Origin of the sequence: Streptomyces sp. NPDC089799 (assembly GCF_040684755.1) — a bacterium.
In the GTDB taxonomy this organism is placed as follows: domain Bacteria; phylum Actinomycetota; class Actinomycetes; order Streptomycetales; family Streptomycetaceae; genus Streptomyces.
The window spans coordinates 173,966-190,139 of record NZ_JBFBGR010000005.1 but is presented as its reverse complement, the minus strand read 5'-3'; the positions used below and the strand labels follow the sequence as shown (position 1 = coordinate 190,139).

Below are 16,174 nucleotides of genomic sequence, written 5' to 3'. Positions count from 1 at the left end.
GCGGGCGGGCCTGGGCGCGCGCCCCCCGGACCCCCGGTGCATGCTCGGAAGCATGACCGAGGCGAGTGACGCGGCCGCTGCCGACCGCGCTGTGAAGACCAAGCACCGGCAGATGTGGGCCCTGGGCGACTACCCCGCGGTGGCGTCGCGGCTCATCCCCGAACTGGGCGAGGTGCTGACCCGTGCCTGCGGGGTGACCAGCGGCCAGCGGGTGCTCGACGTCGCGGCCGGTTCCGGCAACGCGGCCATCCCCGCGGCGCGGGCCGGAGCCCATGTCGTCGCCTCCGACCTCACCCCCGAACTGCTGGACGTCGGCCGCCAGCTCGCCCGGGAACAGGGCCTGGAGCTGGAGTGGGAGGAGGGCGACGCCGAAGCCCTGCCCTACGCCGACGGCGACTTCGACACGGTTATGTCCTGCGTGGGCGTGATGTTCGCCCCGCACCACCAGGCCACCGCCGACGAACTGGTCCGCGTCTGCCGCACCGGCGGCCGGATCGGCCTGGCCAACTGGACCCCCCAGGGGTTCATCGGCCAGATGTTCGCCGCCCTGAAGCCGTTCGCGCCCCCGCCCCCGCCGGGGTCGCAGCCGCCGCCGCTGTGGGGCGACGAGGCGCACGTACGGGAGCTGTTCGGCGACAGGATCACCGAAGTGGAGGCCCGCACCCGGACCGTCCGGGTCGACCGCTTCGAGCGGCCGCACGAGTTCCGCGAGTTCTTCAAGAACTGCTACGGGCCCACCATCGCCGTGTACCACCACAACGCTGCCGACCCGGCCAAGACCGAGTCCCTCGACCGGGAACTCGACGCGCTCGCGGAGCGCTTCATGAACAACGGCGCCATGGACTGGGAGTACCTGGTCTTCACCGCCCGCGTGATCTAGTCACCGGGTCCCGGGCCCGTTGCCCCGCCCCCGCACCGGGGGAGGGGCAACGGGCCCGGGGCGCGTCGTTACGCCGATACCGACGCCGGCGCAGCCGCCGACGCCGGCGCCGGTGCCGGTGCGGGACGGGCCTCGGCCGCGGCCAGGAACTGGGTCGCGGCCAGCTCCCCGTACAGCGGGTCGCCCGCCACCAGCTCCTCGTGGGTCCCGGTGGCCCGGACCCGCCCGGCCTCCATGACCACGATCCGGTCGGCCAGGGTCACCGTGGACAGCCGGTGCGCCACCACCAGCACGGTGGTGTCCCGGGCCGCCTCCGCCACCACGTCCCGCAGCGCGAGCTCGTTGACGGCGTCGAGCTGCGAGGTGGCCTCGTCGAGCAGCAGCAGCCTGGGCTTGCGCAGCAGCGCGCGGGCGATCGCCACCCGCTGGCGCTCGCCACCCGACAGCGTGGACCCGCGGTGCCCGACCCGGGTGTCCAGCCCGTCCGGCAGGCGGCCGACCAGACCGTCCAGCCGGGACCGCCGCAGCACGTCCGCGATCTCCTCCTCGGTGGCGTGCGGCGCGCCCATCAGCAGGTTCTCCCGCAGCGTGCCGGCCAGCACCGGGGCGTCCTGCTCCACGTAGCCGATGGTGGCCCGCAGTTCGGTCAGCGGCCAGTCGCGGACGTCCCGGCCGTCGACGAGCACCGCCCCGCCGGTGGCCTCGTAGAACCGCTCGATCAGCCCGAAGACGGTGGTCTTGCCCGCGCCGGACGGGCCGACGAAGGCGGTCATGCCCGCTCCGGGCACCTCGAAGCTCACCCCGTGGTGCACCGGCGGCAGGTCCGGCCCGTACCCGAAGCGCACGTCCCGGAAGGACACGCTCGCCGGAACCCGCGGTCCCGCGTCCGGCACCGGCCCTGCCGCGCCGCCGACCGGCTCCGTCTCCAGCTCCTCGGCCTCCGTGATCCGGGCCAGCGCCGCCGATCCCACCTGGTACTGGGAGGCGGCCTCGGCCAGCTTGGAGATCGGCTCGATCAGGTAGAAGAGGAACAGCAGGAAGGCGATCAGCGTGGACACCGAGATCGTCCCCGAGGCGACCCGGGCCCCGCCGATGCCCAGCACCGCCAGGAAGGACACCTGGACCGACAGGCCGATCGAAGGACCGGCGACCGCCTGCCACTTGGCAGAGGTCACGCCGTGCCGCCAGGCGTCCTCGGCCGCCGCCTCCACCCGCTCGGTCTCCCGGGCCTCGGCACCGGACGCCTTGATGGTCCGGAAGGCGCCGAAAGCCCGCTCCAGCACGGTCGAGATCTCACCGACCGCCTCCTGCGCCCGCTCCGAAGCCTTCGCGATCTTCGGGTACACCACGCCGGTGGCCCCGCCGACCAGCACGATCACCCCGAGGGTGACCCCGAGCAGCACCGGGTCCATGGCCGCCATCAGGGCCACCGTCGCCAGGAAGGTGATCCCGCCGGTCGCGGCGGACACCACCGACTTGGTGGTCACGGCACGCAGCAGCGTGGTGTCCGCAGTCACCCGGGACATCAGGTCACCGGGCTGCGAGCGCTCCACCTCCGGCAGCCGCAGTCGCATCAGACGCCCCACCAGGCTCCGCCGCGCCGCCAGGACGACCGACTCGCCGGTCCGCTCCAGCACGTACGCGCCGAGGGCGTCGATGACCGTCGCCAGCACCACCAGAGCCGTCAGCAGCACCAGGAGCCCGGCCACCGAGTCCCCGCGGCCCAGCCGGTCGACCAGGGCCTTCGCGGCGAGGGGCTGCGCCAGCCCGCTCGCCGCACCGATCAGCGAGAACAGCGCGCCCAGCGCCACGGTCCAGCGGTGCGGCCGGAAATGCCGGTACAGCGCCTTCCAGTTCTGCGCCGCGGGCAGTTTCCGCGCGGCTTCCTTCTCCGCCTCTGCATAGTCCATGCGGGCCAGCATGCGAGGAACCCGCCGGGCGGGCGCCCGCCGCGGGCGGGATTTGTCACCTGGCGCACCCCGGACGCCGTCCCCCGGCCGCTTCGCCCCCCCGTTCACCCGGCCGCTTCGTCCGCCGTCCTCCGGCTGCTTCGCCCGACGTTCACCCGGCCGGTTCGTCCCGTATCACCCGTCCGGCGTGTCCGCCGTCACCCGCCCGGCCCAGCGGTCCCCCGTACCGGCCGGCCCGACGGCCCGTGCGCCGTCCCGGCGGTGACACGAACGGACGCGCCCGCACGGGGAGTTCCCGCGCGACACGCCGAAGGGCGGCGCGTAGCGTCGTCCTACGCCACCCGGCGTCCGCGGCCCCGCCCGCCGGACCGCCGCGGGAGGGGGGCTTGGGGGCTGTCTTGCCGTCGGGCAGGGCCCGACCGGCACTCCGTACGAGGAGCCGAGCCGATGCGACACGACCTTCCGGGCACCACCCTGCTGCGGATAGAGCGCGGCCACGCCGAACCCGAGGAACTCGCCGCCATAACCGCCGTGCTGACCGCCTGCGCGGCCGGCCGCCTCGCCCTGGCGCTGCACGCCGAGCAGCAGGCGGGGCAGCACGGCGGGCGCCACGACACGACGCCCGGCCGCCGTTCCGTACGGCGGCCGGGCGTCGCTCACGCTGCCTGCTGGGCCGGGTGCTGGGCCTGCCGCTGACCGCGGCGTGACGCCCGGCGACCCGGCCCGCACACCGCGGCGCGCGTCAGCCGCGCCGCAGCACCCGGTCCAGCACCGAGGACAGTTCGGCCTCCGGGTCGGCGACCGGCCCCTCGGACCGCCACGCCACGTACCCGTCCGGCCGCACCAGCACGGCCCCGTCGGCCCGTACTCCGTGCAGGGCCGCCCAGTCGGCCCCGTCCGGGGTCCGGAGCTCCGCGTCCGGGCCCTCGCCCAGGGTGGGCCCCGCCAGCCGTACGGACATCCGCCCGGCCACCCGCTCGGCGGCGGCCCGCCACGGCGTCCCCGGCGAGCTCAGCAGCGTGAACGAGCGCTCGTAGAGGTCCAGGGAGGACATCCGGCCGTCCGGCCCCTCCAGCCACAGGTGCGGGGCCCGGGTGCCCGGCGATCCGTCGAGCAGCATTCCGGCCGGGATGATCTCCCGCTCCGGGTCGCCGCCGATCAGAGCCCCACGCGGGTAGCAGTACGCCATCGCCGTCGGCAGCATCCGGCTGTCCTTGCCGGCCTTGGCGCTCGGCCCGCCGGGCACGCCGGGCGCGCCGGGCAGCGGCGAGTAGCCGGGGTGGTCGTGCTCCACGGAACGCGCCGAAGCCCGTTCGCTGGTGGCCAGCGCCACCGGGCGCCGCTCCTCCCCGTAGGTGTCCAGCAGGCCCGGCCCGGCCTCGCCCGCCAGCACCGCCGAGAGCTTCCAGGCCAGGTTGTGGGCGTCCTGGATACCGGTGTTGGAGCCGAACGCCCCGGTCGGGGACATCTCGTGCACGGCGTCGCCCACCAGGAACACCCGGCCCGCCGAGTAGCGGTCCGCCACCCGTTCGGCGGCGTGCCACGCCGCCTTCCCGCCGATCTCCACGTCCAGGTCGGGGACCCCGATGGCACGCCGGATGTGGTCGACGCAGCGCTCGTCGGTGAAGTCCTCCATGGTCTCGCCGACCTCGGGGTGCCACGGGGCGTGGAACACCCAGTTCTCGGCGTTGTCCACCGGCAGCAGCGCCCCGTCCGCACCCGGCTTGACCAGGTAGCAGACGATGAACCGCAGGTCGCCGAGGATCTCGGGCAGCCGGCGCGAGCGGAAGGTCACGCTCACGTTGTGGAACAGGTCCCCGTTGCCGGTCTGGGCGATGCCCAGCTGCTCGCGGACGGGGCTGCGCGGCCCGTCGGCGGCGATCAGGTACTGGGCGCGCACCCGGACGTGGGCTCCGGTGTCGCGGTCCTTGACCACGGCGTCGATGCCCTCGGGGTCCTGGTCGAACGAGATCAGCTCGGTGGAGAAGCGCACGTCGGAGCCCGCCGCCCGGCTGAGCTCGGCCAGTACCGGCTCGATGTTGTTCTGGCTGCACAGGCACCACCGGGTGGGGCTGAACCTGGCCAGCGCGCCGCCCGGGTCGGTGTTCTCCACCAGCCACCGGTGGTCGCCACCGGTCAGCGAGGTGGCCTGGATCAGCCCCTTGTTCTCCTCCAGCACCGCTGCCGCCCGGCGGATGTGCGGCTCCGCGCCGGCCACCCGGAACAGCTCCATCGTCCGGGCGTTGATGCCGCGGCCGCGCGGGTGGGGGGACACCCCGGCGTGCTTCTCGACCAGCAGGTGCCTGATCCCGTGCCGGCTCAGGAACAGCGAGGCGGACAGCCCCACCAGGGAGCCGCCCACCACCAGTACCGGTACCTCGACGTCGTATTTCTCTTCCATGGCCTGCTCGGCTCCTTCCGGCGGGGGATGACGCAGCTTTCTATGCCCGCTGACCGGCCCACTCTGGCCGTCATTCACCCGCTTGATCTGCATGTGTCGCGTTCTGTGGAGGCTGCGGCAACGATCTGTCTAGAGGAGGAGCAGTGCCCGTGCCCGGACGACGGGCCGGCCTGCCGCCGGATCCGCGGGCCCGACGCCCGCACCGCTGCCACCGACCCGACAGCGCAAGGACACGAGGCCCGCGCGGAACGCGGCCGTTGTCACCACAAGGGAGCGTGCAAGATGACCATCACCCTGCCCGATCGCGTCTCGCAGTCGGCCTTCGACGGGTCCCGGCTCCGCGTCGTCATGCTGGTCGACCTGCACGACGGCGCCCAGAAGCGGTTCCTGGAGGCCTACGAGCAGATCCGCCACCATGTTGCCGCGACCCCGGGCCACCTCAACGACCAGCTGTGCCAGTCGTTCGAGAATCCCTCCCAATGGCTCATCACCAGCGAGTGGGCGAGCGCCCCGCAGTTCCTCGACTGGGTCAACAGCGAGGCGCACATCGACCAGATCCGCCCGCTGAGCGCCTGCATCCGCACCACCTCCTCGATGCGCTTCAACGTGCTGCGGGAGACCGGCGAGAGGGTGACCGGCGGCGCGGTCCAGCAGGCCCCGCGGCTCGGCGACGACCTGGTGCGGCACGCGCTGACCTTCACCGTGCGCCCGGGCAGCGAGGAGGCGGTCGCCAAGCTGCTCGCCGAGTACGACCCGCCGTCCGCGAAGGTCGACGACACCACCCGGCTGTGCCGCACCACCCTCTTCATGCACGGCAACCGGGTCGTGCGCACGGTCGAGGTCAAGGGCGACCTCACCAAGGCCCTGCGGCACGTGGCCCGGCAGCCCGAGGTCCGGGCCGTGGAGGAGGCCATCAACCCGTACCTGGAGGTCGAACGCGACCTCGACGACCCGGAATCGGCACGGGTGTTCTTCACCCGGGCGGCCATGCCGGCCGTGCACCACGTGGCCGCGCACGGCGACACCGCCCGGTCCCGTCCCGGAGAGGTGACGCGGCACGCCGTGTACTACCGGGCCAGGCCCGGGCGCGGCACGCTCCTCGCCAAGTTCCTCGCCCGCCAGGCCGAGGCCGCGGCCGGCGACACCGCCGGACCGGTGGTCAGCACCACCGTCTTCCAGCGCGACGACATCGTCGTACGCCTGATCGACGTGCGCGGGCCGCTGGGGGAGGACCCCGTCGCCGTCCTCGGGATCCGGGGCCCGCGCAAGGCCGCGGTGCTCGACCGGCTGCTCGACGGCACGGCGTACCGGCCGCCGGCCGGCGCGCGGCAGCCCGCGCAGCTGCTCGAACGCTCGGCCATGCGCCTGGTCACCGACCGGTCCTCCGGCCCGGACGCCTGACCCGCACGCGCCGGCCGCACGCGCCGGCCCGTACGCCGCGCCCGTACGACGCACCTGTACGGGGCGCCCGTACCCGCCGACCCGACCCGACCCCACCCCCGTCCCCTACGCACCGCCCCAGCCCGCCCCCGCCAGGAGGAACGCAGTCATGACCACGCACGCCCCACGCATCGTGGACCTCAGCGAGACTCAGCCCAACCGCAGGCGGGGCGGTGATCTGCGCGCCCTGCTCACCCCGACCTCATGCGGCGCGACCAGTGGCTTCATGGGCCTCGCTCTGATGGAGCCCGGCGAGTGGATCGCCGAGCACTACCACCCGTACTCCGAGGAGTTCGTCTTCCTGGTGGCCGGCCGCGTCGAGGTCGACCTGGACGGCGTCACCCACGAGCTGCTCCCGAACCAGGGCCTGCTCGTCCCGCTCAACGTCCGCCACCGGTTCCGCAACGTCGGATCCGAGGAGGTCCGCATGGTCTTCCACCTCAGCCCGCTGGCCCCCCGGCCCGAGCTCGGCCACGTCGACACCGAGACCAACCCGGCGGGAGTCGGACACGCGGCACCGTCCCACGCACCGGCCCCGGCCCCGTCCGAGGCAGTGTCGTGACCCGGCGGGTGGCCGTCACCGGCATCGGAGTGGTCGCCCCCGGCGGGATCGGCGCCCCGGCCTTCTGGGACCTGCTGTCCCACGGCCGTACGGCGACGCGCGGCATCACCCTGTTCGACCCCGCCGGTTTCCGCTCCCGGATCGCGGCCGAGGTGGACTTCGATCCCGCCGCGCACGGCCTGGACGCCGACACGGTCGCGCGCTGCGACCGGTACATCCAGTTCGCCCTGGTCGCCGCCCGGGAGGCGGTCCGCGACAGCGGGCTGGACCTCGCCGGGTCCGACCCGTGGCGGACCGGTGTCTCCCTGGGCAGCGCGGTCGGCGGAACCACCCGCCTGGAGTCCGACTACACCCTGGTCAGCGGCAAGGGCGCCTGGTGGGACGTGGACCACCACCCCGCCCGCCCCGACCTGCACCGGGCGTTCACCCCGGCCACCCTCGCGGCCACGGTCGCCGAGGACGTCGGCGCCCGCGGCCCGGTGCAGACGGTCTCCACGGGCTGCACCTCCGGCCTGGACGCCATCGGCTACGCCTGCCACTCCATCGAGGAGGGCCTGATGGACGTGTGCGTGGCCGGCGCCTCCGACTCGCCGATCTCACCCATCACCGTGGCCTGCTTCGACGCCATCAAGGCGACCTCGGCGAACAACGACGACCCCGAGCACGCCTCCCGGCCGTTCGACGCCCGCCGCGACGGCTTCGTGCTCGGCGAGGGAAGCGCCGTCCTGGTGCTGGAGGAACTGGAGCACGCCCGGGCGCGCGGCGCCACCGTGCACTGCGTGATCGGCGGCTACGCCACCTTCGGCAACGCCCACCACATGACCGGGCTCACCAAGGAGGGCATCGAGATGGCGCGCGCCATCTCCACCGCCCTCGACCACGCCCGCCTCGCCCCCTCCGAGGTGGACTACGTCAACGCGCACGGCTCCGGCACCAAGCAGAACGACCGGCACGAGACCGCCGCCGTCAAGCGGGTCCTGGGCCCGCACGCCTACCGGACCCCGATGAGCTCCATCAAATCCATGGTCGGCCACTCGCTCGGTGCCATCGGCGCCATCGAACTGGTGGCCTGCGTACTGGCCCTGACCCACCAGGTGGTCCCGCCGACCGCCAACTACGAGCACCCCGACGAGGAGTGCGACCTCGACTACGTCCCGGTCACCGCCCGCGAGCGGAAGCTGAACACCGTCCTGTCGGTGGGCAGCGGCTTCGGCGGGTTCCAATCCGCGGTCGTCATGTCGAAGCCCCCCGAAACCCGGACGAAGGTGAGGACGGCATGAGCCCGGAAACGGCGCCCCCCGTCACGGGGACCACCCCCGGCCGCACCGCGGTCATCACCGGCATCGGTGTCGTCGCCCCCAACGGCGTGGGCGAGAGCGCCTTCTGGAAGGCCACCCAGGCCGGTACCTGCGTACTCGACCGGATCACCCGCAAGGGCTGCGAACACCTGCCCCTGCGGGTGGCCGGAGAGGTCAGGGACTTCGACCCGCACGGCCTGGTCGAAGAGCGCTACCTGGTGCAGACCGACCGCTTCACCCACTTCTCGCTGGCCGCCGCCGACATGGCGCTGGAACAGGCCCTGCTCGGCCGCGCCGACTACGAGGACGACTCCTTCTCCATCGGCGTGATCACCGCCGCCGGCTCCGGCGGCGGCGAGTTCGGCCAGCGCGAACTCCAGCAGCTGTGGGGGCAGGGACCCAAGTACGTCGGCCCCTACCAGTCCATCGCCTGGTTCTACGCCGCCACCAGCGGCCAGATCTCCATCCGGGGCGGCTTCCGCGGCCCCTGCCAGGTGGTGGCCAGCGACGAGCCCGGCGGACTCGACGCCTTCTCCCAGGCCGCCCGCATCATCCGGCGCGGCACCTCCGCCGTGCTGGTCGGCTCCGCGGAGGCCCCGCTCGCCCCGTACTCGATGGTCTGCCAGCTGGGCTACCCCGAGCTGAGCACCCACCCGGACCCGGAGCGCGCCTACCGCCCCTTCACCGAGGCCGCCTGCGGCTTCGCCCCCGCCGAGGGCGGCGCCGTCATCATCGTGGAGGACCTGGAACGGGCGGCCGCCCGGGGCGCCCCGGTCCGCGCCGAAGTCGCGGGTCACGCCGCCACCTTCACCGGCGCCGGACAGTGGGAACGGTCCCGGGAGGGACTGGCCCGGGCCATCACCGGAGCGCTCCGCCAGGCCGGCTGCGCCCCGGAGGAGATCGACGTGGTCTTCGCGGATGCCCTCGGCGTCCCCGAGGCGGACCGTGCCGAGGCCCTCGCCATCGCCGACGCCCTCGGCACCGCCCACGGCCGCACCGTGCCGGTGACCGCCCCCAAGACCGGTACCGGCCGCGCCTACTGCGGCAGCGCCGCGCTCGACGTGGCCGCCGCCGCACTGGCCCTGGAACACGGCCTGGTACCGCCCACACCGAACGTCTTCGACGTGTGCCACGACCTCAACCTGGTCACCGGCGCCGCGCTGGCCTCCCGGCCCCGGACCGCCCTGGTCCTCAGCCGCGGCCTGATGGGGTCCAACTCGGCCCTCGTCCTGCGCACCCCCGTCAGCCCCTCACGCTAGAAGGAGAAACCACCATGTCCGACCGACTCACCGTCGAGGAACTCAGCGCGCTGATGAAGCGCAGCGCCGGCGTCAGCGTCGAGCCCGCCGTCCTGGCGGACCGCCCCGACGCCGAGTTCGCCGACTACGGCCTCGACTCGCTCGGCCTGCTCGGCATCGTCGCCGAGCTGGAGAAGCGCCACGGCCACCCGCTCCCCATCGAGGTGGAGCACTGCAAGACCCCCCGGGCCTTCCTGGACCTGGTCAACGACTGCCTCGTGACGGGAGCCTGAACATGCCCGGCCGCACCGACAACGAGATCAAGATCGCCGCACCCCTGGACCTGGTCTGGGACGTCACCAACGACCTGCCCGGCTGGCCCGAGCTGTTCAGCGAGTACGCGTCCATCGAGATCCTCGCCGAAGAGGGCGACACCACGCGCTTCCGCCTGGCCATGCACCCCGACGAGAACGGCGTGGTGTGGAGCTGGGTCTCCGAGCGCACCGTCTCCCGCGACGAACTCCAGGTCAAGGCCCGCCGGGTGGAGACCGGACCGTTCGAGTTCATGAACATCCACTGGGAGTACACCCCGGTGCCCGGCGGCACCAAGATGCGCTGGCGGCAGGAGTTCGCCATGAAGCCCGGCGCCCCCCTCGACGACGCGGGGATGACCCACCGCATCAACCACAACTCGAAGATCCAGATGGAACTCATCCGGGACAAGATCGAAGCGCGAGTCTGAGGAGGCCGCCCGATGCACCAAGCCCTGATCGTCGCCCGGATGCAGCCGGAATCGGCGGACGACATCGCCCGGGTGTTCGCCGAGTCCGACGCCGGGGAACTCCCGCACATCGTCGGGGTCACCCGCCGCAGCCTCTTCCAGTTCGGCGACGTCTACCTGCACCTGTTCGAGACCCCGCACCCGCCGGGCCCCGAGGTCGCCAAGGCGGCCAGGCACCCGCTGTTCCAGGACATCAGCGAACAGCTCTCCGCCTTCGTCCGGCCCTACGACCCGCAGACCTGGCGGAGCCCGAAGGACGCGATGGCCCGCCAGTTCTACACCTGGCACTCAGGACGCTGACCGCAGCGCCTCCGCCGCCTCCGCGATCACCGCCCCGGCGACCGCGGACAGCGCGGGGGAGTCCAGCTTCCACTGCTGCCAGTAGAGGGCGACGTCCAGCGGACGGTCCGGCGCCAGCTCCACCAGCGCGCCGGACCCGAGCAGGGGCAGCGCCTGCGGCTCGGGGACCAGTCCCCAGCCGAGCCCGGCGGCCACCGCGTCCCGGTACCCCTCCGAGGCCGGCACGTGGTGGCGTACCGGCCCGGCGCCCGTGCGCCCGTGCGTCAGCGTGCGGGTGAACGCGTCCTGCAGGTCGTCGCTCCGGTCGAAGACGATCACCGGCGCCCCCGGCAGGTCCCGTTCCAGCGGCCCGCCCAGGTACCGCTCCGCGAAGGCGGGCGAGGCCACCGGCAGGTAGCGGGCCAGGCCGAGCCGCCGTACCGAACAGCCCGCGACCGGGTCCGGGGAGGAGGTGACCGCGGCCATCACCTGCCCCTCCCGCAGCAGCATCGTGGTGCGGCTCTCGTCCTCCCGGTGCAGCTCGACGCAGACCGGGGGGTCCTGCGGCACCCGCGTCAGGGCCGGCAGGAACCAGGTCGCCAGCGAATCCGCGTTCACCGCGATCGGCAGCCGCGCCGGTCCCTGCCCGTCACCGATGCCCAGCTCGGCCCGGGCGTCCCGCTCCAGCCGCGCCAGCTGACGCGCGAACCGCACCACCACCTGCCCCGACCCGGTGGGCCGCACCGGCTTGGTGCGCATCAGCAGCACCCGCCCGGTGCGCTGCTCCAGGGCCTTCACGCGCTGGCTGACCGCCGAGGGCGTCACGTGCAGCACCGCCGCGGCCGCGTCGAAGGTGCCCTCGTCCACCACCGCGAGGAGGGTCCGTACGTGTTCCAGGGGCAGCTCGTCCATCATGCGTACGAGACTAGCCAAAGTTCCGCTAATGATGCGTAAGAATCTTTAGCTGTACGCATGATCGCCCGATCCGTACGGTCGGAGCCATGAGCAGCGCAACCCTCACAGCGGCCCTCGCCGGATTCGGCACCGGACTCTCCCTCATCGTCGCCATCGGCGCACAGAACGCCTTCGTCCTGCGCCAGGGCGTACGGCGGCACGCCGTGCTCGCCGTCGTCGCCATCTGCGCGCTCTCCGACGCCCTGCTCATCGCCCTCGGCGTGGCCGGCGTGGGAGCCGTGGTCACCGCCTGGCCGGCCGCGATCACCGCCGTCGGCATCGCCGGCGGCCTCTTCCTCGTCGGCTACGGCATCCTGGCCGCCCGCCGGGTGCTGCGCCCCGACCCCGGCGCCGCCCTCTCCGCGGACGGCCGCACCGCCGGCTCCGCCCGCGCCGCGGTCCTCACCTGCCTGGCGATGACCTGGCTCAACCCGCACGTCTACCTCGACACCGTGCTCCTCGTCGGCTCCCTGGCCACCGACCGGGGCGACCTGCGCTGGGCCTTCGGCGCCGGCGCCGCCCTGGCCAGCCTCACCTGGTTCACCGGCCTCGGCTACGGCGCCCGGCTGCTGCGCGGCCTGCTCTCCACCCCCCGGGCCTGGCGGGCCCTGGACGGCCTGGTGGCCGCCACGATGCTCACCATGGGAGGTCTCCTGCTCGCCGGCAGCTGATCCCTTCGCCGATCCCTTCGCCGATTCCTCGCGGATTCCCCTCGCCCGAACGCCCCGTACGTGGTGCCATTGAGGACTGTGGGGCGGGCCGCACGCGCGAAGGGCCGGCACATGTCCGAGAACACCAGAATGCGGGCCATGGTGTACGAGACCTACGGCGGGCCGGAGGTGCTCGCCGAGACGGTGCTGCCGTGCCCCAAGTACGGACCGGGCGAGCTCCTGGTCCGGGTGCGCCGGGCCGCCGTCAATCCGGTCGACTGGAAGATCATGGCCGGTGCGCTCGAAGGGTTGATGGAGGTCATGTTCCCGGTCGTCCCCGGCTGGGACGTGGCGGGCGTGGTCGAGGCCGTCGGCATCGACACCCCCGAGTTCTCCGTCGGCGACGAGGTCATCGCGTACGCCCGCAAGGACTGGGTGCACGGCGGCACCTTCGCCGAGTACGTCACCGTGCCGGTGCGGGCGCTCGCCCTGCGCCCCGCCGCGCTGGACTGGGACCAGGCGGCGGGCCTGCCGCTGGCCGGCCTGACCGCGTACCAGCTGCTGACCCGGCTGGGCACCTCCGGCGACGACGTGGTGCTGGTGCACGGCGCGGCCGGCGGCGTGGGCTCGATGGGCGTCCAGATCGCCCGGTCGCTCGGCGCGCGGGTCATCGGCACCGCCTCCGCCCGCAACCACGACCGGGTCCGGGCGCTGGGCGCCGAGCCGGTCGAGTACGGCGACGGCCTCGCCGACCGGGTCCGGGACCTGGTCCCCGAAGGGGTCACGGTGGTCGCGGACTTCGTCGGCGGCACCCTGGAGGCCACCCGGGCCGTGCTCCGCAAGGGCGGCCGGCACGCGTCCATCGCCGACCCGGCGGTACTCGGGGCGGGCGGCCAGTGGATGTGGGTCCGCCCCAGCGGCGGCGACCTCGCCGAACTGGGCCGCCTGGCCGACGAGGGCCGCCTGACCGTCCAGGTCGCGGCCACGTTCCCCCTGCGGGAACTCCCGGCCGCCTTCGCCCTCAGCGCGACCGGCCACACCGCAGGCAAGATCACGATCTCCTTCGACTGACCCCTGCCGGGGACCCGCACGGAGCGGCGTGGCGTCGTCAAGCCCCGCACCGCCGGTCACCAGGCGAGGTCCTCCAGGTCGTCCAGGCTCAGGCCGGCCAGGCCCGGGACCACCGGGGCGGCCGCGGCCGCGCCGGTGAGGGCGAGCTCCGCCCAGATGACCTTGCCCCGCCCCGTGTAGCGGGTGCCCCACCGCTCGGCCATCTGCGCCACCAGGAACAGCCCGCGCCCGCCCTCGTCGGTGCTCGCCGCGTACCGCAGGTGCGGCGCCGTGCTGCTGCTGTCCCAGACCTCGCAGGTCAGCACCCGGTCCCGGAGCAGCCGGACCCTGATCGGCTCCGCCCCGTACCGGATCGCGTTCGTGATCAGCTCGCTGAGGATCAGCTCCGAGGTGAACGCCACCTCGTCCAGCCCCCACTGGGTCAGCTGCGCCGAGGCCGCGTTCCGCACCCGGGACACCTCCGCCGGATCCGCCCGCACCTCCCATTCCGCGACCTGGTCCGACGCCAGCAGCCGCGTCCCGGCCACCAGCAGTGCGATGTCGTCGCTCGGCGCCGGGAACAGCAGTGCGTCCAGCACGTCCACGCAGGTCTCCTCGGGGCTGCGGCCGGCCCGGGACAGGGCCCCGTGCAGCAGTCCCAGCCCGCTCTCCAGATCGCGGTCCCGGTCCTCCAGCAGCCCGTCGGTGAACAGCACCAGCCGGCTCGCCTCCGCCAGCTCCAGCACCGCCGACTCGTACGGCATCCCGCCCAGCCCCAGCGGCAGCCCGGCCGGCACCTCCGGGAACTCCACCCGTCCGTCCGGGTGCACCAGCGCCGGCCCGGGGTGCCCGGCCCGGGCGACCGAGCACTGCCCGGACGCCGGGTCGTAGACGGCGTACAGGCAGGTGGCTCCGGTGATGCCGGGCCCCTCCCGGGCCTCCGCCTGGTCCATGTCGATCCGCCCGACCAGCTCGTCGAGGTGTCCCAGCAGCTCCTCGGGCGGCAGGTCCAGGGTGGAGAAGTTGTGCACCGCCGTCCGCAGCCGGCCCATCGTGGCCGCCGCGTGCAGCCCGTGCCCGACCACGTCGCCGACCACCAGCGCCACCCGCGCCCCCGGCAGCGGGATCACGTCGAACCAGTCGCCGCCGACCCCCGCCTTCGCCGGCAGGTACCGGTACGCCACCTCCACCGCGTTCTGCTCCGGCAGCACCCGCGGCAGCAGGCTGCGCTGCAGCGTGACCGCCATGGTGTGTTCCCGGGTGAACCGGCGTGCGTTGTCGATGGACACCCCGGCCCGCGCCGCGAGCTCCTCGGCGAAGGACAGGTCCTCCTCCCCGTACGCGTCCGGGGTGTCGGCCCGCCAGAAGTTCGCCATCCCCAGCACCACGCCCCGCGCCTGCAGCGGCACCGCGATCAGCGAATGGATCCCGTACGCCAGGGCCTCCGCGGCACCCTCCGGGTCCTGCGCCATCCAGCCCGGCGCGGTCGTCAGGTCGGCCTCGTGCACCGCGCGGCCCAGCTCCAGGGCCGCCGCCATGGGGGTGCTCGGCACCACGAACCGGATCAGGTCGCCCACCGGCTGCAGCGGGGGATCGGGGCGCACTCCGCACAGCGCGGTGCGCCGCATCTCCGTGTGCGACCCCGAGGGCTCCTCGCCGCGCAGCACCGGGTCCAGCAGCTCCACCGTGACGAAGTCGGCGAACCTGGGGACCGCCACCTCCGACAGCTCCTCCGCGGTCCGTACGACGTCCAGGGTGGTGCCGATCCGGACCCCGGCGTCGTACAGCAGCTGCAGCCGGCTGCGCGCCACCTCGGACCGGCCCGCGAGCGCGGCCAGCTCGGTGGAGTCGCGCAGGGTGGCCACCGTGCCGGTGTGCTCGCCCCGGTACTGGGTGGCCCGCACGTTCACGGCCAGCAGCCGGTCGCCGGCCAGGTGCACCTCGTCCGTCGCCGTCCGTCCGGACGCCAGCAGCCCGCCGATCGCCGGCGGCAGGCCGAGCCGGCCGACCGGCTGCTGCTCGGCCTCCGGCGGCAGGTCCAGCAGCCGCCGCGCCTCGTCGTTGGCCAGCTGCAGCCGGCCGTCCGCGCCGATGATCAGCACGCCTTCGCGGACCGCGTGCAGCACCGCCTCGTGGTGCTCGTTCATCCGGCTCAGTTCGACGGGTCCCAGGCCCCGGGTCTGCCGCCGCAGCCGCTTGGTGACCAGCGCGGTGCCGGCCGTGCCGACGATCAGGGCGCCCGCGGCCGCGCCGAGCAGCAGCGGCAGCTGGTCCTGGACCGCGTTGCCGACGTTCTGGATCTCTATCCCGGTGCCGACCAGGCCGATGACGGTGCCGTCCGCGGCGCGCACCGGGACCACGGCGCGGACCGCGTCACTGGGCTCGCCGTGGAACACCTCGGTGAAGGACTCGCCGGCCGCCGCCCGGGCGATGTTCCCCGAGGCGCGTTTGCCGATCAGGCTGGGCAGCGGGTCGGTGTACCGGATGCCCTGCACGTTCATCACGGCGACGAAGTCCAGCCCGGAGGCGCGCCGCGCGGCCTCGGCCCGGGGCTGGAGCAGCGCGGTGGGATCGGGCGAGCGCAGCGCCTGCTCCAGCCCCGGCGCCTGCGCGAACGCCTCCGCCGCGGCCAGCGACCGGTTGCGGGCGTCGCGCTGGCTGTCGTTCTGGGCCTGCAGGACCAGTGCCGTGGCGGCCACCGCGACCAGCAGCACCACGATCACCGCCATCA

Annotated in this window: 15 protein-coding genes; 11 read left to right on the top strand and 4 right to left on the bottom strand. The window is 73.9% G+C overall.

All coding sequences use genetic code 11. From position 1 onward, the window contains the following. The first annotated feature begins 52 nt into the window (after nt 1-52). Nucleotides 53-880: a class I SAM-dependent methyltransferase gene (locus AB0O36_RS06880; RefSeq protein ID WP_365105124.1), complete on the top strand. Its 828-nt coding sequence runs from the start codon at nt 53-55 to the stop codon at nt 878-880. Nucleotides 881-948: 68 nt separating this feature from the next. Here AB0O36_RS06880 and AB0O36_RS06875 read toward each other — a convergent pair whose 3' ends face one another. After that, complete coding sequence (locus AB0O36_RS06875; RefSeq protein ID WP_365105121.1) at nt 949-2,790, bottom strand: ABC transporter ATP-binding protein; 1,842 nt, start codon at nt 2,788-2,790, stop codon at nt 949-951. A 447-nt stretch (nt 2,791-3,237) separates the two neighbouring features. Here AB0O36_RS06875 and AB0O36_RS06870 point away from each other — a divergent pair, with 447 nt between their 5' ends. Further along, nucleotides 3,238-3,486 (top strand): acyl-CoA carboxylase subunit epsilon, encoded by a 249-nt coding sequence (locus tag AB0O36_RS06870; RefSeq protein ID WP_365105119.1) that lies wholly within the window; start codon nt 3,238-3,240, stop codon nt 3,484-3,486. A 46-nt stretch (nt 3,487-3,532) separates the two neighbouring features. Here the strand turns inward: AB0O36_RS06870 and AB0O36_RS06865 are convergent, their stop codons facing one another. Next, a complete protein-coding gene (locus AB0O36_RS06865) occupies nt 3,533-5,191 on the bottom strand; it encodes an FAD-dependent monooxygenase (protein ID WP_365105116.1) in 1,659 nt (552 codons plus the stop codon). Between the two features lie 282 nt (nt 5,192-5,473). Here AB0O36_RS06865 and AB0O36_RS06860 point away from each other — a divergent pair, with 282 nt between their 5' ends. The 7 genes from AB0O36_RS06860 to AB0O36_RS06830 all read left to right on the top strand — a co-directional run bounded on the left by AB0O36_RS06860 (nt 5,474) and on the right by AB0O36_RS06830 (nt 10,810). Then, entirely contained in the window at nt 5,474-6,592 is a 1,119-nt protein-coding gene (locus tag AB0O36_RS06860) for a SchA/CurD-like domain-containing protein (protein WP_365105114.1), read from the top strand. A 148-nt stretch (nt 6,593-6,740) separates the two neighbouring features. Beyond that, nucleotides 6,741-7,193 carry a cupin domain-containing protein gene (locus AB0O36_RS06855; RefSeq protein ID WP_365105111.1) on the top strand — a complete coding sequence of 151 codons (453 nt, stop codon included), beginning with the start codon at nt 6,741-6,743 and terminating at the stop codon, nt 7,191-7,193. After that, nucleotides 7,190-8,473, top strand: a complete 1,284-nt coding sequence (locus AB0O36_RS06850) for a beta-ketoacyl-[acyl-carrier-protein] synthase family protein (protein ID WP_365105109.1) — start codon at nt 7,190-7,192, stop codon at nt 8,471-8,473. The genes AB0O36_RS06855 and AB0O36_RS06850 overlap by 4 nt, the downstream gene beginning before the upstream one ends. Next, nucleotides 8,470-9,750, top strand: a complete 1,281-nt coding sequence (locus tag AB0O36_RS06845) for a beta-ketoacyl synthase N-terminal-like domain-containing protein (RefSeq protein WP_365105106.1) — start codon at nt 8,470-8,472, stop codon at nt 9,748-9,750. Before AB0O36_RS06850 ends, AB0O36_RS06845 begins: the two co-directional genes overlap by 4 nt. 14 nt (nt 9,751-9,764) lie before the next feature. Further along, entirely contained in the window at nt 9,765-10,022 is a 258-nt protein-coding gene (locus AB0O36_RS06840) for an acyl carrier protein (protein ID WP_365105103.1), read from the top strand. Between the two features lie 2 nt (nt 10,023-10,024). Further along, a complete protein-coding gene (locus AB0O36_RS06835) occupies nt 10,025-10,471 on the top strand; it encodes an SRPBCC family protein (RefSeq protein WP_365105101.1) in 447 nt (148 codons plus the stop codon). A 12-nt stretch (nt 10,472-10,483) separates the two neighbouring features. Continuing rightward, on the top strand, nt 10,484-10,810 hold the full coding sequence (locus tag AB0O36_RS06830; RefSeq protein WP_365105098.1) for a TcmI family type II polyketide cyclase: 327 nt from the start codon (nt 10,484-10,486) through the stop codon (nt 10,808-10,810). On the opposite strand, the gene AB0O36_RS06825 is transcribed toward AB0O36_RS06830, so the two are convergent. Further along, complete coding sequence (locus tag AB0O36_RS06825) at nt 10,799-11,701, bottom strand: LysR family transcriptional regulator ArgP (RefSeq protein WP_365105442.1); 903 nt, start codon at nt 11,699-11,701, stop codon at nt 10,799-10,801. The two genes, AB0O36_RS06830 and AB0O36_RS06825, sit on opposite strands and share 12 nt — an antisense overlap. A gap of 89 nt (nt 11,702-11,790) precedes the next feature. On the opposite strand from AB0O36_RS06825, the gene AB0O36_RS06820 reads away from it, so the two are divergent. Together AB0O36_RS06820 and AB0O36_RS06815 are read left to right on the top strand one after the other, a co-directional pair. Further along, nucleotides 11,791-12,414 carry a LysE/ArgO family amino acid transporter gene (locus AB0O36_RS06820; protein ID WP_365105095.1) on the top strand — a complete coding sequence of 208 codons (624 nt, stop codon included), beginning with the start codon at nt 11,791-11,793 and terminating at the stop codon, nt 12,412-12,414. A 111-nt stretch (nt 12,415-12,525) separates the two neighbouring features. Then, nucleotides 12,526-13,464 (top strand): NADP-dependent oxidoreductase, encoded by a 939-nt coding sequence (locus AB0O36_RS06815; protein ID WP_365105093.1) that lies wholly within the window; start codon nt 12,526-12,528, stop codon nt 13,462-13,464. Nucleotides 13,465-13,520: 56 nt separating this feature from the next. On the opposite strand, the gene AB0O36_RS06810 is transcribed toward AB0O36_RS06815, so the two are convergent. Then, the gene (locus tag AB0O36_RS06810) at nt 13,521-16,172 is read right to left on the bottom strand and encodes a SpoIIE family protein phosphatase (protein ID WP_365105439.1); all 2,652 of its coding nucleotides are present in this window, start codon (nt 16,170-16,172) and stop codon (nt 13,521-13,523) included. Nucleotides 16,173-16,174 lie beyond the last annotated feature (2 nt).